The sequence below is a fragment of the Dyadobacter pollutisoli genome, assembly GCF_026625565.1.
GTDB lineage: Bacteria > Bacteroidota > Bacteroidia > Cytophagales > Spirosomataceae > Dyadobacter > Dyadobacter pollutisoli.
On record NZ_CP112998.1, the window covers coordinates 1044786 to 1069266 of the forward strand.

Sequence of the window (24481 nt, forward strand, 5' to 3'; positions counted from 1 at the left end):
CCTGAGCAGGTAAAAAAACGGACGCAGGATCCATTTTCTTTAAAATATTAAATTTGACAAAAGAATTATACCGAATTGTTAGTCAGTGCAGTATCTTAACAAGGCCGGTTACTGCCTGCACGGAAGTAACCGGCCTTGTACTTATTAGGTAGTCTGCGCCCCGACGGTAGGTTCGGGCCAGATCTTTTCAATGATATAAGCGAAAGCGATCACCAGCACGCAGCCAATCAGGTTCAGCCAAAGAAAAGCGGTCAGATCCAGGGTGTAGCTGATGATCACAAAGATCTCTCCCAGTACACTCGCCCAGAAAACGGCCCTGCTTTGGATGTTTTTGAAGTAAAAGGCGACCAAAAAGATCCCCAGGATAACCCCGTAGAAAAGTGAGCCCAGGATATTGACCGCCTCGATCATACTGCCCAGACGGGAAGCATATTGCGCCACAGCGATACAAAAAATACCCCAGAAGAAGGTGGCCCAGCGAGAGGCGGTTACATAGTTCCGATCATCACTGTCCTTTTGGATCATCCTTTTATAAATGTCGACAATCGTGCAGGAGGCCAGCGAGTTATAAGCCGATGCGACTGAGCCCATGGAGGCAAGTAAAATGACAGCGATCAGCAGCCCGACCATGCCGACCGGCAGATAATCGATCACAAACCGTAGAAAAATATAGTTGACATCATTGACTGCGCCACCGTTGGCCTTGGAAAGTACCGTTTCAGCCTCCTTACGAACCTCTTTCACCTGGGTTTCGATGCCTGCCAGTATAGTCCTGGATTCTTCAATGGCCTTTTGGTCATCTTTTTTGAGCGCGTCGGTCAGCGCCATCACATGTGGGTGCTTGCCAGCCTGGATGCGTTCGTGTTTTTGTTCCAATGCTGCATATTCAGCCGCATAGGGTGTGGACTTGACTTGGTTGACGAGTGTTTGATTGAAAAACAACGGCGGATTAGTGAACTGGTAAAATGCGAAAACAAGCACGCCCACCAACAAAATCAGAAACTGCATGGGGATTTTCAGCAGACCATTCATAGCCAGTCCTAGCTTGCTTTGCCCCTGAGAGCTGCCTGTGAGAAAACGCCCGACCTGTGACTGGTCCGTACCGAAATACGATAATTGCAGAAAAAAGCCACCGATCAGTCCCGACCATACGTTATAACGGCTGTTGAGATCAAATGTAAAATCGATCAGATTGATCTTTCCCATTTTCCCGGCGACATGGATCGCATCGGTAAAAGAGACATTGTCGGGCAGAAACTTGACGACCATCACGCCGGCAACTACCATTCCCACCGTAATAATGCCCATTTGCTGTAAATGCGTATGGGATACGGCCCGGGAGCCGCCAGAAATGGTGTAGATCATTACAATACCGCCCGAGATAATATTGGTCCAGGTGATATCCCAGCCTAAAATCGCCGACAAAATCAATGATGGCGCGTAAATGGAAAGGCCCGTAGAGAGCCCGCGTTGAAGAAGAAACAGAAAAGCCGTCAGCCCGCGTGTGCGCAGATCAAAACGTCCTTCTAAAAATTCATAGGCGGTAAATATTTTTAGCTTGCCAAACTTGGGTACGAAAGTGATGCAGAGTACCACCATCGCCAAAGGAAGCCCGAAGTAAAACTGCACAAAACGCATCCCGTCGGTGTAAGCCTGGCCGGGCGCCGAAAGAAAAGTAATGGCGCTGGCCTGGGTGGCCATCAACGAAAGGGTGACATGGTACCAGGGCATCGACTGGCCTGCCAGCAGAAACGAATCAATCGTATGCTTTTCGCGGCTGCGGTAGATGCCATACGAAACCACAAATATCAGGGTAAGAGAGAGTACAATCCAATCAAGGGAGCTCATTGAAAATGGGTCATAAATACATAGAAGAGGACAATTTGTAGTAGAAGGGCGCCAATCAGTACAGCATACAGCTGATTCCAGCTACTGACAAAGGGAGGCAGCCCGTCGCGGTCACTCGGGACCCGGTCCTGCGAGCTATCTTCATTGATGATCATGGGGGAGCAGAGTTTAGCAATAGGTTAAAAAAATAAGGGTATTGTACCACAAGCAAAATTAGAACGGTTTTCGATTAGTTTTAGCATATTTAACAGCCGAAGATGGACAAGCGGCTGAAAGTAGGGGCTCAGTTGCATCCAGCAGGATAGTGCAGGCTAGTTTGCTAAATAATAATTATTTATTTTCCTGAAATATTACAAATAATCTAAACGCTTCATCGTGAGAAAGTACCTGGCGCTGCTCGGTTGCGCACTATCGGTTGTAAGCCACGACGGCCAGTCGCAACAACTTCCACCTGTTTTTGACCAAAGTTATGAAAGCCAGCAAGACTCACGGGTAAGGCGGTATCTGACGCCCAGGAGAATTGTGTGGACATCTGACAAAACCGGTGGTAGCATCGTCGATGCGCAGAACCTGCTGCGTGAAGGGACGGGACAGGCGGACCTGGTCCATCAGAATTTTTGTAAACTCATCAGCAATGATGGCCAGCAGCCTGGCATTTTGTTTGACTTTGGAAAAGAAATTCAAGGGGGAATACAGATCGTCACCGACCAGCCAGCCAATCAAAAGCCGATCAAGATCAGGATTCGTTTTGGCGAATCGGTTAGTGAGGCCATGTCAAGCATTGACAGCATTCAGGGGGCGACCAATGATCACGCGATGCGCGATTTTACCGTAGAAGTACCCTGGCTGGGCGTGATGCAGGTAGGGAATTCGGGTTTTCGTTTCGCGAGAATTGATTTGGTCGATCCAAACCGGGAACTGCAATTGAAAGAGGTCAGGGCGATTTTTGAGTACCGCGACATTCCATATTTGGGCTCATTTAAAAGCAATGATGACAGGCTCAATAAGATCTGGAACACCGGCGCATACACGGTGCATTTGAATATGCAGGAGTATCTCTGGGACGGCATCAAGCGTGACCGGCTGGTTTGGGTGGGGGATATGCATCCTGAGGTGATGACGATCAATACTGTTTTTGGTAAAAATGAAGTGGTTGCCAAAAGCCTTGACCACGCCCGCGATATTACACCATTGCCGGGCTGGATGAACGGGATCAGTGCTTACTCGATGTGGTGGGTGCTCATTCACCGAGATCTCTATAAGAACCAGGGTGATCTGCAGTATCTGCGTAAGCAGCAAAAATATTTGGTGGGCTTGCTTGATCAGTTGATTGAGAAAACCAAAGACAATAAAGAAAACCTGGATGGGATGCGTTTTCTGGACTGGCCATCCAGTGAAAACCCAAAGGGCGTCCACGCCGGCCTGCACGCGATGATGGTCATGACCCTGGAAGCGGGCGTTGAGCTCTGCACGATTCTGGATGAGCCTGCTCAGGCCTTGAAGTGTAAAAATACCGCCACCCAGCTCAAACTATATGTGCCAGATGCGAATGGCTCCAAACAGGCGGCCGCGCTGCTGGCACTTTCCGGGCTGGTAGCTGCCGAAAAGGCGAATGCGGAAGTGATATCCCAGGGCGATTGTGAGCGTTTTTCCACCTTTTACGGATATTATATGTTGCAGGCAAAAGCCAAGGCAAAGGATTACAACGGGGCCCTCAACTGCATCCGCAGTTATTGGGGCGGTATGCTGGACATGGGCGCGAGCACTTTTTGGGAAGATTTTGACCTGGCCTGGACCAAGAATGCCGAGCCGATCGATGAGCTGGTACCAGAAGGTAAAGACGATATTCATGGTGATTTCGGTGCATATTGTTATAAAAACCTGCGTCACAGCCTCTGCCACGGCTGGGCCTCTGGACCCACTTCCTGGCTTTCCGAGCACGTACTCGGCGTCAGCATTGTAGAGCCTGGCTGCAAAACGATCCGGATTCAGCCCAATCTGGGAGATTTGACCTGGGTGGAAGGTACCTACCCCACACCGATGGGTGTGGTTAAAATCCGTCACGAAAAGCAGGCGGACGGAAGCATTAAATCGACCATTGACGCGCCCAAAGGAGTTAAAGTGTTACGTTAAGACTTATAGGAACCTTCAATGAAAATATTATTTGCTTTTAATAGCGACTTTGGGCGTTTTGAATGTAAATACCCAGAGACTTGGCGCGGTATATCTTTGCTGTGAATACAAAGAAAATCCTGCCACTGATGTCACCAGTCCGCGTTTGAGCTGACGTCTGCTGAAAATAATCAGCAACAATCCGCCTACCAAATCCTGGTAGCCAGCGCGCCAGAACTGCTGACGGAAAGTAAAGCGGACCTGTGGAATTCAGGAAATGTACCGGGCTGTGCCACCTGTCAGATTGACTACAAAGGAAAGCCACTGGAATCCAGACAGATTTGTTGTTGGAAAGTCCGTAGCTGGGATCAGAATGGCAGGGTGGGCCAGTGGAGCAAAGTGGCGATCTGGGAAATGGGGCTTTTATCCAAAAACGACTGGCAGGCGCAATGGATCGGTGTTGATCCGGACCATTTAGGAAAGGGAAAAACTTACCATTTGCCGCCAGCCCCCTACTTGCGAAAAGAGATTTTCATTAAAAATACCATGACAAACGCGCGGCTGTATGTGAGTGCTTTGCGCCTTTATGAATTCAGTATCTATGGTAAAAAAGCAGGCGACGCTTTTCTTACGCCGGGCTGGACGGATTACGATAAGAGTCTACTATCAGACTTATGATTTGACTTCGAGCCTGAAACCCGGAAGTGCCAATACGCTGGCTTCCCAGCTTTCCTACGGCTGGTATGCGGGCTACTTGTGTTATTCACTATTGGTTCAAAATTCGGTTGTGCGTTCATTTTGCGGCAAAGAGCCGCTTTTTGAAAGCCCAATTGGGAGTCACTTACCAGGACGGAACCAAAGATGTTTTTACAACGGATCAGGGCTGAAAAGCAGATCAGGGCGCACTTTTGGAACCTGATCTGCTCAATGGAGAGACCTATGACGCCCGTCTGGAAGTAAAAGGATGGCAGATGGTAGATTTTGATGACAGAAAATGGAAATCTGTTCAGGTATATCCCGACAAACCGGGCCGAAAATGTAGGTATATCCGGGCTCGCCGGTCAAAATCATGTAGACATTGCCTGTCAAATCGGTCAGCGATAGAGGGGGGCTCCTATATGGCCTACAAACTTTTTAAGCAAAGAGTTTCCGTCCTGGGGTTTTGAAGAAGAGAACGGCTCGACAACTATTTGGGAGCGTTGGGACAGTTTTACCAAAGAAGACGGCTTCAAATACAACGCGGCCATGAACTCCTTTAGTCACTACGCATTCGGCGCGGTCTGTGAATGGATGTTTGGTAATGCTGCTGGTATCAAGGCGACAAAGCCCGGGTTTGAAACCTTTGATATCCGTACAGAAATCGCGCCAGACGGAATGCGTAAAGACGGCATCAACTACCTGAATGCGTCACTGCGGACGATGAGTGGTGAAATTATGTCCGAGTGGAAAAAGGGAGCAGAAGGCTTGAATTTGATGGTCAAAGTTCCTGTGAACACGATTGCCCATATATATATGTACCTGCGAAGTCACTGAACAGTATTCGTTTGAATGGGCAGAGTCTTTCGGTCTCGAAGGAAGGAAAGATTGTACGGGAAGAGGGTATATGTTTGTTAAAGTGGGCTCGGGGACGTATCGGTTTGGGGTTTCGGTTGGCCGATAATTTCGATATTTTTTTCCAGGCTGCAAATATGAATTTTCTCCGTCCGTTTAGAAAAAATTTGTATTTTTGCTAGAAGGGATACCACAGTCAGTGAGGATACGTGTCTTATAAAGGCATTTTATCAACCCTGTCATATATTTGCAAGCCCCCATTTTCAATTACCTATTAAATATGCTACTCAACGTCAACTATCCCTGGCTTTCTTCTGTTTTAATGAAGGCGCTAGCAATACCAGTAACATTAAGTTTTTGCCATTATGCTGTGGCTAGTTCTGACAGCCTAGATAGCACAGAGGTAATCCCTCGAAAAAAAGCGTGGGTAGAAGTTGCAGGATTCGGTGCGACTGGAGATCGTACACCTTTTTGGCTTCACGTAAATCAGTGGGGAGTTGTACCTACCTCAGGTCAAATCTTTAGCGTTCGTGCTGGCCTGGAAGGAATCAAGGTACTTTCCGTAGACACTACTAATACTAAATGGTCTTTGGTTTATGGTACCGAGCTAATCGGCAATTTGAGCGAGAACAGTAAGGTACTCATCCCGCAACTTTATGGTGGGATCAATTACAAGGGCTTTCAAGTGACTGTTGGAAGATGGAAGCAATTTGCGGGAATTTGCGATCCGGAGCTGGGTACGGGATCTTACATGTGGTCCGGAAATGCATTGCCGATGCCAAAGTTGCAATTTGGGTTTTTAAACTACACTCCACTAATCAAAAATTTTTTGTACTTCAAAGGTTTTTATTCTGATGGTCTCTTCGAAAATGGAAGACCAGTTACGAGTGAGTTGAAATTACATAATAAGGCGTTATACATCAGGTTAGGCAGGCCGTATGGCAAAGTGAAATTGTATGGGGGATTTAACCATGCAGTTCAATGGGGTGGCAAGTCGCCTTATAATACTGTAGACGGCCGAATGCCAAGAGGACTAAGCAACTATTGGTACGTTATTACTGGATTTAAACCAAAGGATAAACAAACAGTCGGGGGATCAAATTTCGACAACTACAATAGAGTCGGTAATCATGTTGCAAGTTTAGACGTTGGCCTTGAATTAGGTTTGAGTTCTGTCGAAATTTTGATGTATAGACAACACCTTATAGAAGACGGGTCTTTATTTTATCTTAACAACATTAAGGATGGTCTAAATGGCATTAGCTTTAAATGGAAAGGGAATAAAGATAAGGTCTTTGATATAACTAAGTTGACACTAGAATTGCTTTATACCAAAAGCCAAGGAGGAAGCGAGGCAGTTGATGGAAATCAAATTCGGGGAAAGGATGATTATTTTAATAATGCGCAGGTTAGAGACGGATGGTCCTACTACGATCGGGGTATCGGCACTCCTTTTATAACCGCAACTGGAGAAAATGGTTGGCCCAAGTATGCTGATTTCTTCACGAATAATAATAGAGTTTGGGTAACTCATATGGGGATGAAAGGCAAATTTGGATCCTATATTTGGATGACAAAGCTTTCACTTTCCAGTAATCAGGGTACATACGACCAGCCATTCCCTGAGAAAGAGTATCAATTCTCAGGTTTATTTTCGGTTTCAAAACCGGTAAAATGGTTTGGCGGATCGACGATTAGCGCTTCAATTGCCTCGGATAATGGAACCTTGTTTAAAAATTCTGCTGGAGCAATGCTATCAATCAGAAAGAATCTGCTATTCTAAGTGCGCCTAGCCATACCTAGACATCATTGGGCTGACTAACAAGCTTTGCGAGAATCGTGTCCAGCCTGTGAACTACATGTTGGTTAATTCCGGAAATTTGTTAAAGTTTTGTGAATAAATGTAGATGATGTTTTTGTGATTAATGGTGGAGATGTTCTCCAGGTGTGTTTCAACCAGCTGTATGGAGTAACACTGTGCTTTTTGCAGAGTGCAAAAAAAGTGGATTATCGTGTAGCCTCAACCAAAAAAGTGCTTGAGCTGTTTAGACCTTTGTTAATTTCTAGTTTCTTGGCAAACGTTACTAAATACAGCCCAGCAAACGCTTGATACGGATAAAAGCGATTGTAATCATCTGACAAAATACGAACTTGCCAGTGTTTCAAACAAATAAGCATCTAACATGTCGTCTCGATAGGTACGATTTTAACCTTTCGTTGTACTCGTTTTGTATCGGGTATCCGACAAAATCCATTTGCGATTCCAAATAGCCTTCATCGCGAAGTTCTCCATAGTAATCATCAAAGCCCTTTGTTGGATGGATTTCCGCATTTGCCTTTTAATTTTCAATTGCCAGCCAATCATCCGTTCTGCTACGATAGTACCACTTGGAGCGGTGTATCCCAATTACGGATCAGCCCGAAAACTTGACAGCTCGCTGTGCTGCATCGTGTGACCCGGTAAAAAGGGCGAATTACGTTTCAATTTGATTATGGTTCGCCATCCGTATCGATCTATTGATTTCCGTCATGAAGGAATACGCTCAACGCATCCTAGCGAGCGTAGCTGTATTGCATTGCTGTTTCTATTTGGCTCTTTGGAGGCATGCCTTTTATTTATTTGCTCGAATATCCATTTACCAAGCTCATTGATTATTATCGATACGTACTCTGTCAGCCTCAGCTTTTTTATTGCCATCGCATTCAACGCCTATTCTTTGACTCTCCGCGTGGTTGAATGTCCGCCAATTCGAACTGCCATGCTTATTTGCAAGATTCAATTGGATATTTCAAGATTTTTTTGGATGCGATCAACGCAGGTCGCTAGGCTATCTCTCCAGTAAGGAATGGCGATACTAAATGTTTGCTTAATTTTAGTTTTGTCCATCACTGAGTATGCGGGTCTTACTGCCTTGGTTATATATTCAGAGGTCTTCACCGGGTTTACTTTTACATGGGTTGTACTGAGGTCAAACACTGCCTTTGCGAAATCGAACCAAGAGGTAACGCCTTCATTACTATAATGGTATATACCATACTCTTTGCTGTCTGATTCAATGATATCGATAATAGCACCTGCCAAGTCGATAGCATAAGTAGGTGAGCCAACCTGATCTACAATAATACCCAACTGTTCCCTTTCTTTTCCGAGGCGAAGCATCGTTTTTACAAAGTTATTCCCATATTCCGAATAGAGCCAGCTGGTTCTTACAGTAAAATATTCAGGTAAAGTCTCAGCTATAGCTGCCTCACCTTCTAACTTAGTAAGTCCATAGATGTTCTCAGGAGTAGCCGGATCTGTCTCACTTAAAAGCTGAGGTACATTTCCTTTAAAAACAAAATCTGTTGAAACATGAATGAGGGTAGCATGATGCTGTTTGCAGGCTGCAGCTATATATTGTGCTCCATCCCGATTCACTTTACGGCAAATTTCCTGCTCATCCTCAGCCTTGTCCACGGCTGTATACGCGGCGCAATTAATGACAAAAGAAGGCTTTTCTTCGGAAAACAGAATATCCAAAAGCTCGGAGCTCAAAATATTTCCAGCTTCTTCCGACGGGAAGGAAATGTCATTTATGTTTCTTTCGGCTGAGACTTTTTTAAGGCAACTACCAAGTTGACCAGACGCGCCAAGTACTACTATTCTCATGGATTGTGAAGATTTATCAATAAATATAAGTATGGAATGAAACCAAAAATATAAAAGCCTGACGAAATCAATCCGACAGGCATTTTAGCTATTTTTTGCTGGATATTTAGACGGATATAAAAAACCAATGAAAACATTCCTATTGCCCTCTGCCCAGAACCATTACTTGTACTGTTCTGAAGATGAGTTGAACGTCATCAAAAACGCTGTATGATTTAAGATATTGTAGGTCATGTTTCAGTCGTTCAACGTTCAAAGCTACAGTATCAGCATATCCTACATTAATCTGACCAATAGAAGTGATGCCAGGTTTCACAGTCAACAGTCTTTGAAATTCATGAGGTGCAGCCTCCATCAACATATCCACGTCATACTTATACAGCGGGCGTGGGCCAACTACTGACATCTCACCTTTGAGTACATTTATAAACTGAGGCAATTCATCAAGTCTTGATTTTCTCAATAAGTGACCTATCGGGGTAATCCTTGGATCACTATCTCCTTGTGAATGCTTCAAGCCCATTTTGTCTGCATCGGTATACATGCTACGGAACTTGTAGATGTAGAACAGTTCTCCCCAGCGGCCAGAACGTTGTTGCTTGAAAAACACAGGGCCGGGCGAGGAAATTTTGATCGCTGCCCATACCAAAAAGAATACTGGGAGTCCAAGCACCATCACTACTACTGAAAAAACCAGGTCAAAGATGCGTTTTGTGGTCTGCTCTTTTAGGCTCGAGAAAGGCTTAGTGTTTACTTGGATAATTGGATACATGTCATGATATTCTATCGTAGCCATATTTGTCATGAAGCCACGAAAATCCGGAACAAGGCGAATTTGTGTACGCAACCTTTCACCAAGCTTGATAACTTCTTTAACTTGGTCATCACTCATTTCCGAAAGACAGCAATACAGATAATCCAATTGTTTGTCTTTCACAAAAGATTCAAGAGAGGCAATCTGTTCTTTGCTATCTGCAACCTCAAACATCCCACAAAATCTGTAACCGAGCTCTTTACGGTCACTGTAAAATTCACGTATCAAGTATGCCAAATCACCCTTTCCAAAAATTGCGTAACGATTATAATTATATCCTGCTTGACGATACATTTTTAAAAAAATCACGGTTGCTGCACGAAATGTAGTCGACAAGACGATAAACAAGCAGAAGGTCATCAAAAATTGATAACGGGAATACTCTTCACCTTGTTTGCTAAGATATAAAAAACCCATCATGACAGAAGCGTGAATTGCAACTGCTTTGAGAAAGTTGGTCAACTGCGTACTGAAGTGATAGGAGAGTCGAGTGAAATGATATGTCTTGAAAACGTAAATGGTGAAAATCCACATCAAGTTGGACACCAACAGCAAATTAACATACTGGTTCTCAAGAATTGCAGAAAGGTCATCGAAGCGAAAAAAATACGCCAGGAAAAACGCTAGGTTTAAATGAAAGACATCGGTCCATAAATGACCTTTGGGAAGAATTCCCGGGTAGTGATTTTTCATAATTGTTAACGTTGAGGTAGCTAAGATGCATATTTTTAGTCAAACCGAAAAGTAGGATTGTTATTGTCAAATGAATATTTTATAATAACAATCCTACTTTAGTCTGCAATACAAGTATACAACATATCTTTGAAAGTTCCCACTAAAATCGAATGAATTTTTTGTAAATAATTGTAAATGAATTACTTAGTGGTAAATTTGGGTTGGCATATAACAACGATATCATTTAATAATTCAATTATTGATATTCATTGTGGTCTGACTTAGTTTATATAACCAGACCGGGTCAAACAGCCGTTGACCCGGTCTGGTTACGCGGAATGATTCAATCATTTGGAAATCACAACTTCAGAACCTTCAATGTGATCGATTGCAATAAACCAAGGTTAAGACTGTAATAAACACACCGTTGATTAATCTTGGTTTCACTAGTTCTAAGCACTATCTTGTAAGGACAATTCGCTTTATTTTGATGCTTCTGTTGGTTTGGGCCTTGATAATATATATACCGTCGATAAGATTGCTTAGGTCAATCTGATTTTGATAAAATTCTCCGGTCTCGATTATAATCTGTTTTGACACAACATGCCCCCAAATATTAGTGACTGATAATGTTGTTGGTTGCCCAGTCGTAACTGGCAGTGTGACTGTAATTTTTCCAGTCGTCGGATTCGGTGCAGCAATTAATTCCCAATGTTCAAAATTCATACGCGGAACTTTCGATACAGCGATTGTGTCCGTCCAATTTTCAAAATTTGTCCGGGCATTGACAGCGCACGTAACAGATTTAGGTGAATCCATCAGCACATAGGAAGTGTTTTTGACCCTTGCGCTTAGCTGGTGTGCCTGGCCGTCTTTGACACTCGCAGGGAGTGTGATGGCAAACCCGTAATTGCCTGTCCCATATCCAGCATCTTTGAGAGATTGTTGGAAAATATCGGCCACAGTGGTTGCGATGACCGTGCTTCCTTCCATAAGCTCGACTGTAAGCGCCGCATTAGGGTTGATCTTGTCCCACGCCCATCCACGGACCGTATTACAATCGGCAGAATTGATCCTGCCTGCATACTCATTGGCTGCACAGGTAACTGACCTGGGTGAGTCGGGCAGGATATAGGAGGTGCCATTGACCCTGATGCTGACCTGGTGCGGCTGTCCATTCTTAAGTGAGGCGGGCAGTGCAATTGAAAACCCATAGTTCCCTGAGCCATATCCCTGGTCTTTGAGGGTCTGTTTAAATATGTTGGCAACCCCACTGGCCAATACGTTATTGCCTTCCATGAGCTCGACAGTCAGGGCTGTGTTAGGGTTCTTTTTATCCCAGGCCCATCCACTGACGACGCTGCAATTGGCGGCCTCAAATCGCCCGGCATACTCATTGACAGCGCACGTAACAGATTTAGGTGAATCCATCAGCACATAGGAAGTGTTTTTGACCCTTGCGCTTAGCTGGTGTGCCTGGCCGTCTTTGACACTCGCAGGGAGTGTGATGGCAAACCCGTAATTGCCTGTCCCATATCCAGCATCTTTGAGAGATTGTTGGAAAATATCGGCCACAGTGGTTGCGATGACCGTGCTTCCTTCCATAAGCTCGACTGTAAGCGCCGCATTAGGGTTGATCTTGTCCCACGCCCATCCACGGACCGTATTACAATCGGCAGAATTGATCCTGCCTGCATACTCATTGGCTGCACAGGTAACTGACCTGGGTGAGTCGGGCAGGATATAGGAGGTGCCATTGACCCTGATGCTGACCTGGTGCGGCTGTCCATTCTTAAGTGAGGCGGGCAGTGCAATTGAAAACCCATAGTTCCCTGAGCCATATCCCTGGTCTTTGAGGGTCTGTTTAAATATGTTGGCAACCCCACTGGCCAATACGTTATTGCCTTCCATGAGCTCGACAGTCAGGGCTGTGTTAGGGTTCTTTTTATCCCAGGCCCATCCACTGACGACGCTGCAATTGGCGGCCTCAAATCGCCCGGCATACTCATTGACAGCGCACGTAACAGATTTAGGTGAATCCATCAGCACATAGGAAGTGTTTTTGACCCTTGCGCTTAGCTGGTGTGCCTGGCCGTCTTTGACACTCGCAGGGAGTGTGATGGCAAACCCGTAATTGCCTGTTCCATATCCAGCATCTTTGAGAGACTGTTGGAAAATATCGGCCACAGTGGTTGCGATGACCGTGCTTCCTTCCATAAGCTCGACTGTAAGCGCCGCATTAGGGTTGATCTTGTCCCACGCCCATCCACGGACCGTATTACAATCGGCAGAATTGATCCTGCCTGCATACTCATTGGCTGCACAGGTAACTGACCTGGGTGAGTCGGGCAGGATATAGGAGGTGCCATTGACCCTGATGCTGACCTGGTGCGGCTGTCCATTCTTAAGTGAGGCGGGCAGTGCAATTGAAAACCCATAGTTCCCTGAGCCATATCCCTGGTCTTTGAGGGTCTGTTTAAATATGTTGGCAACCCCACTGGCCAATACGTTATTGCCTTCCATGAGCTCGACAGTCAGGGCTGTGTTAGGGTTCTTTTTATCCCAGGCCCATCCACTGACGACGCTGCAATTGGCGGCCTCAAATCGCCCGGCATACTCATTGACAGCGCACGTAACAGATTTAGGTGAATCCATCAGCACATAGGAAGTGTTTTTGACCCTTGCGCTTAGCTGGTGTGCCTGGCCGTCTTTGACACTCGCAGGGAGTGTGATGGCAAACCCGTAATTGCCTGTCCCATATCCAGCATCTTTGAGAGATTGTTGGAAAATATCGGCCACAGTGGTTGCGATGACCGTGCTTCCTTCCATAAGCTCGACTGTGAGCGCCGCATTAGGGTTGATCTTGTCCCACGCCCATCCACGGACCGTATTACAATCGGCAGAATTGATCCTGCCTGCATACTCATTGGCTGCACAGGTAACTGACCTGGGTGAGTCGGGCAGGATATAGGAGGTGCCATTGACCCTGATGCTGACCTGGTGCGGCTGTCCATTCTTAAGTGAGGCGGGCAGTGCAATTGAAAACCCATAGTTCCCTGAGCCATATCCCTGGTCTTTGAGGGTCTGTTTAAATATGTTGGCAACCCCACTGGCCAATACGTTATTGCCTTCCATGAGCTCGACAGTCAGGGCTGTGTTAGGGTTCTTTTTATCCCAGGCCCATCCACTGACGACGCTGCAATTGGCGGCCTCAAATCGCCCGGCATACTCATTGACAGCGCACGTAACAGATTTAGGTGAATCCATCAGCACATAGGAAGTGTTTTTGACCCTTGCGCTTAGCTGGTGTGCCTGGCCGTCTTTGACACTCGCAGGGAGTGTGATGGCAAACCCGTAATTGCCTGTCCCATATCCAGCATCTTTGAGAGATTGTTGGAAAATATCGGCCACAGTGGTTGCGATGACCGTGCTTCCTTCCATAAGCTCGACTGTGAGCGCCGCATTAGGGTTGATCTTGTCCCACGCCCATCCACGGACCGTATTACAATCGGCAGAATTGATCCTGCCTGCATACTCATTGGCTGCACAGGTAACTGACCTGGGTGAGTCGGGCAGGATATAGGAGGTGCCATTGACCCTGATGCTGACCTGGTGCGGCTGTCCATTCTTAAGTGAGGCGGGCAGTGCAATTGAAAACCCATAGTTCCCTGAGCCATATCCCTGGTCTTTGAGGGTCTGTTTAAATATGTTGGCAACCCCACTGGCCAATACGTTATTGCCTTCCATGAGCTCGACAGTCAGGGCTGTGTTAGGGTTCTTTTTATCCCAGGCCCATCCACTGACGACGCTGCAATTGGCGGCCTCAAATCGCCCGGCATACTCATTGACAGCGCACGTAACAGATTTGGGTGAATCCATCAGCACATAGGAAGTGTTTTTGACCCTTGCGCTTAGCTGGTGTGCCTGGCCGTCTTTGACACTCGCAGGGAGTGTGATGGCAAACCCGTAATTGCCTGTCCCATATCCAGCATCTTTGAGAGATTGTTGGAAAATATCGGCCACAGTGGTTGCGATGACCGTGCTTCCTTCCATAAGCTCGACTGTAAGCGCCGCATTAGGGTTGATCTTGTCCCACGCCCATCCACGGACCGTATTACAATCGGCAGAATTGACCCTGCCTGCATACTCATTGGCTGCACAGGTAACTGACCTGGGTGAGTCGGGCAGGATATAGGAGGTGCCATTGACCCTGATGCTGACCTGGTGCGGCTGTCCATTCTTAAGTGAGGCGGGCAGTGCAATTGAAAACCCATAGTTCCCTGAGCCATATCCCTGGTCTTTGAGGGTCTGTTTAAATATGTTGGCAACCCCACTGGCCAATACGTTATTGCCTTCCATGAGCTCGACAGTCAGGGCTGTGTTAGGGTTCTTTTTATCCCAGGCCCATCCACTGACGACGCTGCAATTGGCGGCCTCAAATCGCCCGGCATACTCATTGACAGCGCACGTAACAGATTTAGGTGAATCCATCAGCACATAGGAAGTGTTTTTGACCCTTGCGCTTAGCTGGTGTGCCTGGCCGTCTTTGACACTCGCAGGGAGTGTGATGGCAAACCCGTAATTGCCTGTCCCATATCCAGCATCTTTGAGAGACTGTTGGAAAATATCGGCCACAGTGGTTGCGATGACCGTGCTTCCTTCCATAAGCTCGACTGTAAGCGCCGCATTAGGGTTGATCTTGTCCCACGCCCATCCACGGACCGTATTACAATCGGCAGAATTGATCCTGCCTGCATACTCATTGGCTGCACAGGTAACTGACCTGGGTGAGTCGGGCAGGATATAGGAGGTGCCATTGACCCTGATGCTGACCTGGTGCGGCTGTCCATTCTTAAGTGAGGCGGGCAGTGCAATTGAAAACCCATAGTTCCCTGAGCCATATCCCTGGTCTTTGAGGGTCTGTTTAAATATGTTGGCAACCCCACTGGCCAATACGTTATTGCCTTCCATGAGCTCGACAGTCAGGGCTGTGTTAGGGTTCTTTTTATCCCAGGCCCATCCACTGACGACGCTGCAATTGGCGGCCTCAAATCGCCCGGCATACTCATTGACAGCGCACGTAACAGATTTGGGTGAATCCATCAGCACATAGGAAGTGTTTTTGACCCTTGCGCTTAGCTGGTGTGCCTGGCCGTCTTTGACACTCGCAGGGAGTGTGATGGCAAACCCGTAATTGCCTGTCCCATATCCAGCATCTTTGAGAGATTGTTGGAAAATATCGGCCACAGTGGTTGCGATGACCGTGCTTCCTTCCATAAGCTCGACTGTAAGCGCCGCATTAGGGTTGATCTTGTCCCACGCCCATCCACGGACCGTATTACAATCGGCAGAATTGATCCTGCCTGCATACTCATTGGCTGCACAGGTAACTGACCTGGGTGAGTCGGGCAGGATATAGGAGGTGCCATTGACCCTGATGCTGACCTGGTGCGGCTGTCCATTCTTAAGTGAGGCGGGCAGTGCAATTGAAAACCCATAGTTCCCTGAGCCATATCCCTGGTCTTTGAGGGTCTGTTTAAATATGTTGGCAACCCCACTGGCCAATACGTTATTGCCTTCCATGAGCTCGACAGTCAGGGCTGTGTTAGGGTTGTTTTTATCCCAGGCCCATCCACTGACGACGCTGCAATTGGCGGCCTCAAATCGCCCGGTATACTCATTGACAGCGCACGTAACAGATTTAGGTGAATCCATCAGCACATAGGAAGTGTTTTTGACCCTTGCGCTTAGCTGGTGTGCCTGGCCGTCTTTGACACTCGCAGGGAGTGTGATGGCAAACCCGTAATTGCCTGTCCCATATCCAGCATCTTTGAGAGACTGTTGGAAAATATCGGCCACAGTGGTTGCGATGACCGTGCTTCCTTCCATAAGCTCGACTGTAAGCGCCGCATTAGGGTTGATCTTGTCCCACGCCCATCCACGGACCGTATTACAATCGGCAGAATTGACCCTGCCTGCATACTCATTGGCTGCACAGGTAACTGACCTGGGTGAGTCGGGCAGGATATAGGAGGTGCCATTGACCCTGATGCTGACCTGGTGCGGCTGTCCATTCTTAAGTGAGGCGGGCAGTGCAATTGAAAACCCATAGTTCCCTGAGCCATATCCCTGGTCTTTGAGGGTCTGTTTAAATATGTTGGCAACCCCACTGGCCAATACGTTATTGCCTTCCATGAGCTCGACAGTCAGGGCTGTGTTAGGGTTGTTTTTATCCCAGGCCCATCCACTGACGACGCTGCAATTGGCGGCCTCAAATCGCCCGGTATACTCATTGACAGCGCACGTAACAGATTTAGGTGAATCCATCAGCACATAGGAAGTGTTTTTGACCCTTGCGCTTAGCTGGTGTGCCTGGCCGTCTTTGACACTCGCAGGGAGTGTGATGGCAAACCCGTAATTGCCTGTCCCATATCCAGCATCTTTGAGAGACTGTTGGAAAATATCGGCCACAGTGGTTGCGATGACCGTGCTTCCTTCCATAAGCTCGACTGTGAGCGCTGCATTAAGATTAAGCTTATCCAATACATAACCACGGACCGTATTACAATCGGCAGAATTGACCCTGCCTGCATACTCATTGGCTGCACAGGTAACTGACCTGGGTGAGTCGGGCAGGATATAGGAGGTGCCATTGACCCTGATGCTGACCTGGTGCGGCTGTCCATTCTTAAGTGAGGCGGGCAGTGCAATTGAAAACCCATAGTTCCCTGAGCCATATCCCTGGTCTTTGAGGGTCTGTTTAAATATGTTGGCAACCCCACTGGCCAATACGTTATTGCCTTCCATGAGTTCCACGGTCAGGGCGGCATTTGCGTAATTTTTATCCCAGGCCCATCCTGTGAGGATTGTGCAGCTAGCATATTCGAACCGTCCATCGTACTCAGGCATAGCGCAGACTAAGTTTTTATTAGAACCAGCCAACACATAGTCAACACCTCTTAACCTAACACTTATTTCGTGGTTCTTGCCGTCCTTTAAGGCAGCTGGCAATGGTATTGAAAATCCATAGTTACCGGTACCGATGCCTAAATCCTTAAGAGACTGGCTGTATGTATTGGCAACAGCAGTAGCAAGAACGGTTGTCCCTTCTACAAGTTCAACAATAAGAGATTCGTTAGAATTATTTTTGTCCCAGACCCACCCCTTAATATTGTAACAGTCAGCTGTATCGAACTTTCCATCATATTCACAGTTCAAGGCTTTTGGCGACCCCGAGAGAATCAGGGTGCTCCCTTTTACGCGTATACTCAATTGATGGGCCTTTCCATCCATTAAAATGGCCGGCGTTAAAACACTGAAGCCATAATTACCTGTGCCTGTTCCTGAATTTTTTAAATCATCTCTATAAATGCTGGCTGTCGTGGTAGCGAACACTGTATTACCTTCTACAATTTCAATTGTAAGTTTTGCACTAGGATAGTTTTCATCCCAAGCCCAACCCCTGATTTCCGTACAACTTACAACTTCGAGATTTCCCTTGTAGTCTGCTGGCTGAATTGCAGAGTCAATTTTTCCAAATGTGTACACACTGTACGTACTAGGTACAATACTTAGCGCTGTGGTAATTGATCCGGATGATACGGAGCTAGATCCTCCTGTTAGAGATATTTCATCAACGATAGAAGTTATTTTTTCCCAACGTCCAGTATTAGAATTCCAACCTATTATACTTAATAAATTAAGCGAGTTTTCGGTTAACTGTCCAATGTTGCTAGCTTCATTCCAAGTCAAGGTAATACGCGTAGAATTCAAGCCATTAATATCCCAAAATTCTTTTTGAGAGGCATTTTCAATTCCTTCCTCTTTGTTTGAAGGGCTGAACGGTGCACTTGACGGGGCGGTAGCAGCCCCCGGATCTTCTTGGAAATAGGCACCGGTAGTACCGTCGGCTAACGCCGCAAAAGGCCTGTAAAATCCTTTATGGCCAACTGGGAATATAAAAAAGGAGCTTCCATTCTTTTTGACATATCCGTCGATATGTTTACTATCAGAAATCCCATTCAACTTAGAGTTTTGGCCAAAACTAACAATTCCTGTCGGCGACGATCGTTCTGTTTTTACTATTCCTGTTTGACCAAAACTATACAGAGAGCTGGTAAGAACAAACATAAAGCCGATAAAATACGTAAAGATGTTCTTCATGATGATGTCTAAAGATAGAACATAAGGATAATTTAGAGATCGTTTTTGCTGGCTATGTTGGATTTAGTTAGCCGGTGATATTGACACTGTAGTCTCCAAGAAATTTTAGTTCCCCACCAGCCATCACTTTGACATTTTTAGCAACAATATTTTCTCCTACTTCGACAATATGGCCTGAGTTGATTTGAACCATATCTTTGAGGTTGGGCACTCGACCATTAGACCAGATCTCTGGATTTGGCCAGGCACCCGACGATATGGTCTGTACCGTGTCAGAAAAAAGCGATGTTGTATTGAAGCCTTTGAATAATATTTGATTTGTTGTTGCTTTGTCTATTCCAAACCAATCGTTCAATACATCGGCATAAACTCGACGGAAGTCAATTTGCATTTTAATATCCCTGTTGCTCGCGCCGGCCGTGGGTGAAAAAATTAAACCGTTAATTAAATCGGGATTAGTACCAATTAATTGCCTTTTTATGCCTGAACCGAAAACAAACATTGGAGCTGCTACGCCATGATCAGTCCCTTTGGATGCATTGGAGGTTGCCCTTCTTCCAAAGTCTGAAAAAGTTAAGCCTACAACTTTATCTTCAGTACCTTGCAATTGTAGGTCTTTTTGAAATGCAGCGACAGCATCGGACAATTTTTTTAGTAGTTGGGCGTGTGTCCCTTCCAAACTTGTAGTGCCAATCTGGTTAGCGTGAGTATCGAATCCACCTAATTCTACGTAATAAATCTTCGATCTTAAACCTCCATGTATCAGTCTTGCGACGATTTTCAATTGATCAGCTAGCTCGTTTTTCTGCGATGAATCAGGATAATTTGCCATGTTAGTACCTGTCTCGGCGGCGGCTTTAATTTCAGAAGCAAAGCCAACTGTAAGAACTTGTTGCTCTCTTATATAAGAAATCAAATCCCCGGCATCACAACATGGTAGACCGACATCAACTGGAGTGCTAGGTTCCCCAATAAGCTGATAAAATGAGTTTGGATCTTGAAGCGTTATACCCATTGACAATGTATGACCTAGTAAAGCAGTGGTGCTAATGTTTCCGATTTGCACTGCCAAAGGGTCTTCCATTTCACTATTAGGATAGTTTTGCGGGTAACCTGGAAAACGTTCATCTAGATACCTTCCAGCCCATCCAGAAGTGGAATATGCATTTGAATCTACTCCAGTCATCCAAATATCTGTCGATCGATAGTGGGATTGATCAGCATTTGGATAGGATACCGAATTAATAATTGCCAACTTTCCTTCATCATACATTGCACGCATACCGGTCATTGCAGGATGCAATCCTGCCTCGAGATTCCCTGATAATTTTAGCACGTCATTTTCTGGAATTGCAATGTTGGCTCTTAATTGATTATATTCCGAATAGTACTGCAGCGGGATTACCGTATTAAGGCCGTCATTTCCACCTCCCAGATAAATGATCACTAAAATTCGATCACTGTCCAATGCCGCTGTCTTTCTTAGTGACTGAACTAGAGCAGAACCCTTGGCAAAAGATTTAACTCCGATACCATTTAGCATCACAGGAACCATGACTGATGAAGCCGCTCTAAAGAATTCTCTTCTTTTCATATACCAGAAATTAAAATATTTGATATTCAGCCATTCTCAACATGTGTTTAAACATAGCTCGGCATCTCCATAATACGACACTTTGTTTTGAAGCGTCATTGGGAGTAGTTCGGTATGCGTCCCATTCCCTTTGCCAAGTTGTTCTTGGACTGCTGTTCATCATCATAATGGAATCAATGAGGAAATTTTTCTGATTCTGAGATAAAGTTGTCGAGAAAAGATTTTTGGATAATTCTGCCAAAACCTGCTCGCAAGTGATTGCTGGTGTCGATGCTACATCTGCGAAGTTGGGTTGGATTGCTTTTAATTTGCTCAGGATATCAATACCTAGTATGTATCCAGGTTTGATGATTAAATAAGGATACACTAGGGAGTCAGTCCGTGACCCTCTAAGCCCTAAAGTTGTCCCGTTGATCCAATTTTTGGAATAGCCAGTTTGATAATATGGCGGAGATCCGAAAACAGATGGCTGGTCGAGAAGACTCAATGACATCGAGACCATACTTGATCTCAGAAACTCCATCATTACCCGAAATGACGCATATTCTGATACTATGTTTGGCACAGGCTGATTGAATAATCTTAGTGAGCCAATCATTAATTCAGCTGGTGACTTGACAATTGCCCCAATGTTAATGGTATCAAAGAAGATGTTGCTCGTCAGCAGCTTTCGGAGCACCGGGGCTATCTCAAAATTGTTTTCTGAACTGGAAAAAAAGGAAGCTAATGGAATTATAACCTGGTTCTCTATTTCTGGTGTAACATTGGAATTTACGTACCATCGATACAATTTTCTGCAGATCGATTTTGGTGTTTCCGGATGACGAAGGAGCATGTTAACCAGTTCACTAAGCTCCTCATCTCCTGCAGTCGGCCCACTTTTACCAGTTACAATTGTTCCATTATACTTAGCAGAAAATACCTTGTCGGAAGTATCATGACGTTCTGGATTAAAGACAGCGTCAAAGGAGGCGGTAGAAGTCGAGTAGCGGTTTGTAGCCTGCCAACCGGTTAAAACTTGAGCTGCTGCTTTTACGTCCTGCTCAGTGTAATTATGGTTTCCCGCAAAATCCTTTTGACCAACAGTAAAAAGTTCCTGCAATTCCCGTCCGTAATTTTCATTCGGATGGGCTTTTTCGTTTTCATTACCATTCTGAAAAATCAGCATGGCGGGATCCTTGGTAATTCCAATAGTCATTGACTTAAAATTTCCCAGTGCATTGGATCTTAAAAACCGGAGATACCTATCGGTAAAACGATAGTCACCTACACCAGTATACGCAACGACAAAATGATTTTGCCAGAAAGCAGTAAGTTTTTCTAAAATGGAGGGATAACCATTTTGTTCTGTCATCAAACCTATCCACCAATATTGTAAGTACGTAAAGTATGTGAAGGCCCTGCTACCGTTGTACGGTTTATTTAAGAATGTCTGACCGGCATCTGACCTAGACTCGTCCATCTCAACAGGTGGTGGAGGTGTGGCCGTGTAACCGGCATTATTTATCAAGGTTTCTACCGCCTGAACAGCAGTTTTTCCAGTAAAATCAGCTATTTCTTGTTGTGTAGGTCCAAACGTCGCGCGTCGGAGCAAGTGCGCTGAGGTGCTGGCGGTTAAAGGTGCGGTATAGGTGTCTAAATATGCCATACTTTTGGTATCTATCGTTCAAAATTTAAGTAATTCTAGGATTGATATAATTAACTCATGTTATATTAAAAATAAATTGAGCACTACCAAATATAATTTCTATACAAAAATAACAAACTTATACGTATACTACAAAGTAATTCTACGCAATTGTTGATTTTTTGAATTCACAACTACTAATTGTTGTAAATTTTGTCGTGTTTCAGAAGACGGTTTTCGCGATTCATTTCACCGTTCAGAAATATGTACTTTGTGCTAAGGGTCTATTTGGCTCAATACACATAAAAGATCTAACAGGTGTGACACCAATACGCCTGGCGGGGCATTTAGAGCTGCATGAAAAAAGCTTTGGCACCACCTAAAATCCCTGACAGCTGATGCTGATTATGATTCCGAAGAGAATTACACTTTGCTGGAAGAAATGAAAGCTATGAATTGCCAAAGTTACCCTTTGAACGGGGCCTGTTACAAATCAGAGAACAATAGAAATCTGAATATTAGGAAAGGGCTGCTTAGTTAGAATAATTAAGTGTAATCGGCAAAACAAGCATGTTAGCTGTAACTGGTAAATAAATATGCACCACGATTGGTAAATAAGGGTGCTCCTAAATTGCCGGCTTACTAACCACGGCATTTATGAACGTGTATTTAACCAAGTTTATAACTTATTTCGAAATCCACCGGTTGTACTGTGAAGGGCTCTTCGTGCGGCACATCGTATCCGGCCTACCAAGCGCATATTTTTCGGCTAAGCACTGATAGTTATTTTTGGCAGAAAACAATCAGTTATGGATCTGTCAGAAAAGATGTTCGAATTAGTCCGGTTATGGCGTGAAAGTGGTCTTAGCCAGAGAGAATTTTGCAAACAACACCAAATCGGTGTGGCCAAACTTGGCTATTGGGTCGGAAAAGAGAAACAATCTGTTAATGGGGTTGGATTTTTAGAGCTATCTACTCTGCATAGTACACCAAGTATAGGTTATGAAGTCGTCTATCCCAACGGTGTGAAGGTAAGTTATCAAGGTAACGATCTTACTATACTTTCACAACTGATTCGGCTCTACTGATGTTTGGTCTGGGCTCATCCCACCAATATTTTCTTTATCGAGGGAGTTGCGATATGCGCAAAGGCTTCGATGGACTTTGTGGCATAGTAGACTCTGAGCTTGGCCGAGTGGCCACCAGTGGGGAAGTCTTCATTTTTGTCAACCGCAGGCGCACACAGCTAAAAATGCTTAGGTGGGAGCCCGGAGGCTTCATACTATATCATAAAAGACTTGAAAGTGGTACATTCCCAATACCCAAAAAGGTCTCCTCGGGTAGCATCTTCTGGGCAGATTTAGTTCTGATGATCGAGGGAATCCAGATACTAAAAAGCCGCCGAAGAAAGCGGTTTAATTTGCAGCAATAAGTCGCTTTTTTAGCTCCAATGGTAGTTTTTTCGTACTTTTAAAGTATGCAAACGGCTCTGGAATCGCTGGAAAAAGAAGAGTTGATCGCCCTGGTCAAACAGCGGGAGCAGGAGAACGCCTACCTGAAATCTCAGATAGAAATGTACCGCCGGATGCAGTTTGGTCAGAAGCGTGAACGTTTCGAAGGTGACCCGGCACAGATTGCGCTTCCCTTTGAAGCCACTACCGAGCAGACTGCTGAGCAAGAAGAAATCCTGCAAGAAAAAATCAACTATATCCGTAAAAGGCCTAATCATAAGGGCCGTGCGGCGCTGCCCTCTCATTTACCTGTCGAAGAAATCGAGATTTACCCCGCTGGTGATCTTTCTGAAATGGTATGTATCGGCAAGGAAGTTACCGAAGAGCTCGATTATGAACCTGCCCGCTTTTTGATCAAAAGATATATACGCTATAAGTATGCGCCTAAAAACGGTGATGGTGTCAGAATCGGTCAACTTCCGGAGCGGGTCATCGAGAAAGGCATACCATCTGCCGGACTTCTTGCCAGTATTTTAACCGATAAATATCAAGACCACCTGCCACTTTACCGGCAGAAGCAACGTTTTGCCCGGGACAGCATCCAAATTGCTTCTTCAACCATTGAAGGCTGGACCAAAGAAGCCCTGACCAAGCTCGAACCGCTCTACGAGCAACTAGTCTTCGATATCAAGACAAAAGGATATCTCCAGGTCGATGAGAGTCCAATAAAAGTACTGGAAAGCGAGAAGAAGGGCGCTTGTCATCAGGGATACTATTGGGTGTACCACAGCCCCTTGGATGGCGTAGTTCTCTTTGATTATCAACCCACAAGAGGATCAGCAGGAGCGAAAACGATGCTAGAAAGCTTCAGAGGCTATCTGCAGACGGATGGCTACGCAGTTTACGAAAAGCACGGAAAACGGAAAGATGTTATCCATCTTGCTTGCTGGGCGCACGCGCGAAGATATGTAAAGAAGAATAATATGCAAAGCAATTC

The 24481-nt window shown here is 45.4% G+C and carries 12 protein-coding genes and 2 pseudogenes; 8 read left to right on the forward strand and 6 right to left on the reverse strand.

Annotated elements, in window-relative coordinates; genetic code table 11:
• Positions 1-144: 144 nt before the first annotated feature.
• Complete coding sequence (locus tag ON006_RS04375) at positions 145-1848, reverse strand: sodium:solute symporter family protein (protein ID WP_244824689.1); 1704 nt, start codon at positions 1846-1848, stop codon at positions 145-147.
• A gap of 375 nt (positions 1849-2223) precedes the next feature.
• On the opposite strand from ON006_RS04375, the gene ON006_RS04380 reads away from it, so the two are divergent.
• From ON006_RS04380 to ON006_RS04395, 5 genes and pseudogenes are all read left to right on the forward strand, one after another.
• Positions 2224-3981 carry an alpha-L-rhamnosidase-related protein gene (locus tag ON006_RS04380; protein ID WP_244824690.1) on the forward strand — a complete coding sequence of 586 codons (1758 nt, stop codon included), beginning with the start codon at positions 2224-2226 and terminating at the stop codon, positions 3979-3981.
• A gap of 195 nt (positions 3982-4176) precedes the next feature.
• A pseudogene (locus ON006_RS32415) lies at positions 4177-4879 on the forward strand (alpha-L-rhamnosidase N-terminal domain-containing protein).
• Positions 4869-5126 (forward strand): alpha-L-rhamnosidase N-terminal domain-containing protein, encoded by a 258-nt coding sequence (locus tag ON006_RS32225; RefSeq protein ID WP_374760251.1) that lies wholly within the window; start codon positions 4869-4871, stop codon positions 5124-5126. Before ON006_RS32415 ends, ON006_RS32225 begins: the two are co-directional and overlap by 11 nt.
• Complete coding sequence (locus tag ON006_RS04390; protein ID WP_267610001.1) at positions 5077-5493, forward strand: alpha-L-rhamnosidase-related protein; 417 nt, start codon at positions 5077-5079, stop codon at positions 5491-5493. Before ON006_RS32225 ends, ON006_RS04390 begins: the two co-directional genes overlap by 50 nt.
• Positions 5494-5791: 298 nt before the next feature.
• The gene (locus ON006_RS04395) at positions 5792-7294 is read left to right on the forward strand and encodes a capsule assembly Wzi family protein (RefSeq protein WP_244824694.1); all 1503 of its coding nucleotides are present in this window, start codon (positions 5792-5794) and stop codon (positions 7292-7294) included.
• 993 nt (positions 7295-8287) lie between these two features.
• On the opposite strand, the gene rfbD is transcribed toward ON006_RS04395, so the two are convergent.
• The 5 genes from rfbD to ON006_RS04420 form a co-directional block, all read right to left on the reverse strand.
• On the reverse strand, positions 8288-9160 hold the full coding sequence (gene rfbD, locus ON006_RS04400; protein WP_244824695.1) for a dTDP-4-dehydrorhamnose reductase: 873 nt from the start codon (positions 9158-9160) through the stop codon (positions 8288-8290).
• Positions 9161-9299: 139 nt separating this feature from the next.
• A complete protein-coding gene (locus tag ON006_RS04405; protein WP_244824696.1) occupies positions 9300-10667 on the reverse strand; it encodes a sugar transferase in 1368 nt (455 codons plus the stop codon).
• Positions 10668-11108: 441 nt separating this feature from the next.
• Positions 11109-18812 carry a T9SS type A sorting domain-containing protein gene (locus ON006_RS04410; protein ID WP_267609956.1) on the reverse strand — a complete coding sequence of 2568 codons (7704 nt, stop codon included), beginning with the start codon at positions 18810-18812 and terminating at the stop codon, positions 11109-11111.
• A gap of 67 nt (positions 18813-18879) precedes the next feature.
• Entirely contained in the window at positions 18880-20406 is a 1527-nt protein-coding gene (locus ON006_RS04415) for a DUF1501 domain-containing protein (protein ID WP_244824959.1), read from the reverse strand.
• A 10-nt stretch (positions 20407-20416) separates the two neighbouring features.
• Positions 20417-22054, reverse strand: a complete 1638-nt coding sequence (locus ON006_RS04420; RefSeq protein ID WP_244824960.1) for a DUF1800 domain-containing protein — start codon at positions 22052-22054, stop codon at positions 20417-20419.
• 788 nt (positions 22055-22842) lie between these two features.
• Here ON006_RS04420 and tnpA point away from each other — a divergent pair.
• The 3 genes and pseudogenes from tnpA to tnpC all read left to right on the forward strand — a co-directional run.
• Positions 22843-23121: an IS66 family insertion sequence element accessory protein TnpA gene (gene tnpA / locus ON006_RS04425; RefSeq protein ID WP_244824962.1), complete on the forward strand. Its 279-nt coding sequence runs from the start codon at positions 22843-22845 to the stop codon at positions 23119-23121.
• A complete protein-coding gene (gene tnpB / locus ON006_RS32235; RefSeq protein ID WP_374757887.1) occupies positions 23121-23465 on the forward strand; it encodes an IS66 family insertion sequence element accessory protein TnpB in 345 nt (114 codons plus the stop codon). The genes tnpA and tnpB overlap by 1 nt, the downstream gene beginning before the upstream one ends.
• A 45-nt stretch (positions 23466-23510) precedes the next feature.
• Positions 23511-24461 (forward strand): annotated as a pseudogene (tnpC, locus tag ON006_RS04430) (IS66 family transposase); the annotation flags it as partial.
• Between the last annotated feature and the right edge of the window lie 20 nt (positions 24462-24481).

Bases quoted from the DNA above. Each gene is read 5' to 3' on its own strand.
- tnpA (WP_244824962.1), top strand. From the start codon at position 22,843: ATGGATCTGTCAGAAAAGATGTTCGAATTAGTCCGGTTATGGCGTGAA.
- tnpB (WP_374757887.1), top strand. From the start codon at position 23,121: ATGTTTGGTCTGGGCTCATCCCACCAATATTTTCTTTATCGAGGGAGT.
- ON006_RS04375 (WP_244824689.1), bottom strand. From the start codon at position 1,848: ATGAGCTCCCTTGATTGGATTGTACTCTCTCTTACCCTGATATTTGTG.
- ON006_RS04395 (WP_244824694.1), top strand. From the start codon at position 5,792: ATGCTACTCAACGTCAACTATCCCTGGCTTTCTTCTGTTTTAATGAAG.
- ON006_RS04420 (WP_244824960.1), bottom strand. From the start codon at position 22,054: ATGGCATATTTAGACACCTATACCGCACCTTTAACCGCCAGCACCTCA.
- ON006_RS04415 (WP_244824959.1), bottom strand. From the start codon at position 20,406: ATGAAAAGAAGAGAATTCTTTAGAGCGGCTTCATCAGTCATGGTTCCT.
- ON006_RS04405 (WP_244824696.1), bottom strand. From the start codon at position 10,667: ATGAAAAATCACTACCCGGGAATTCTTCCCAAAGGTCATTTATGGACC.
- rfbD (WP_244824695.1), bottom strand. From the start codon at position 9,160: ATGAGAATAGTAGTACTTGGCGCGTCTGGTCAACTTGGTAGTTGCCTT.
- ON006_RS04410 (WP_267609956.1), bottom strand. From the start codon at position 18,812: ATGAAGAACATCTTTACGTATTTTATCGGCTTTATGTTTGTTCTTACC.